This window comes from Vibrio sp. 1069, assembly GCF_033340555.1.
Map to the genome: position 1 here is coordinate 1 of NZ_JAWOWP010000252.1, position 798 is coordinate 798.

The 798-nt window shown below is 47.2% G+C and carries 1 protein-coding gene; it reads right to left on the reverse strand.

Going from position 1 to position 798, the window contains the following annotated elements; genetic code table 11:
* Positions 1–38 precede the first annotated feature (38 nt).
* On the reverse strand, positions 39–608 hold the full coding sequence (gene nudE / locus R7040_RS25800; RefSeq protein ID WP_005459019.1) for an ADP compounds hydrolase NudE: 570 nt from the start codon (positions 606–608) through the stop codon (positions 39–41).
* Positions 609–798 lie beyond the last annotated feature (190 nt).

Sequence of the window (798 nt, forward strand, 5' to 3'; positions counted from 1 at the left end):
TGATAGTCCTTACTCACAATATTTGTCGGTTTACACCGTTATTGATTGTTGTTGTGAGTGGTGTTTGGTAAGTGTTTCAGTGCCAACATTAACGCCGTGATGCTTCGTGCTTCACAGAAGTCCAAATGCGTTAATAGCTCTTCGGCTTGTGCGAGTGGCCAGCGCACAATTTCTAACGGCTCTGGTTCGTCGCCTTCTTGCTTTTCAGGGTACAGCGATTGACCTAGAAACAGCGTCATCTTGCTCGAAAAATAAGAAGGAGCAAGGATCACTTGTTTTAACGGGGTGAGTTCCTTACAACCAAAACCAATTTCTTCTTTTAGTTCGCGGTCAGCGGCCTGATGTGGCGTTTCACCGGGATCGATAAGACCTTTAGGAAAACCCAGTTCGTAACGCTCTGTACCAGCAGCGTATTCACGTACCAACAGTAAATCGCCCTGCTCGGTTACCGGTACAACCATTACGGCATCGCGACCACTTGGCTTCATGCGCTCATAAGTGCGATGCTCGCCATTGGAGAAGCGAAGGTCGAGGGCTTCCACAGCAAACAGTTTTGATCGTGCGACCGTCTGACAAGAGAGAATCTCTGGTGGGGTCCTTTTCGACATGGCGCTGACTCCTTGGTGTCGTTGGCTTTTGTAAGGTGCGTAAGATTCTTAATATATGAGAACTCTGCAAGAGTTGCTAGTTTGATTTCATCGCTTCGGCAGTGTTCGCTCGATAACCTTGAAAGAGGTCGTGTGTGACGAAGAATCTCACGTGTTTAATGGATTGTTCAGATACAAAAATGGGAGACCA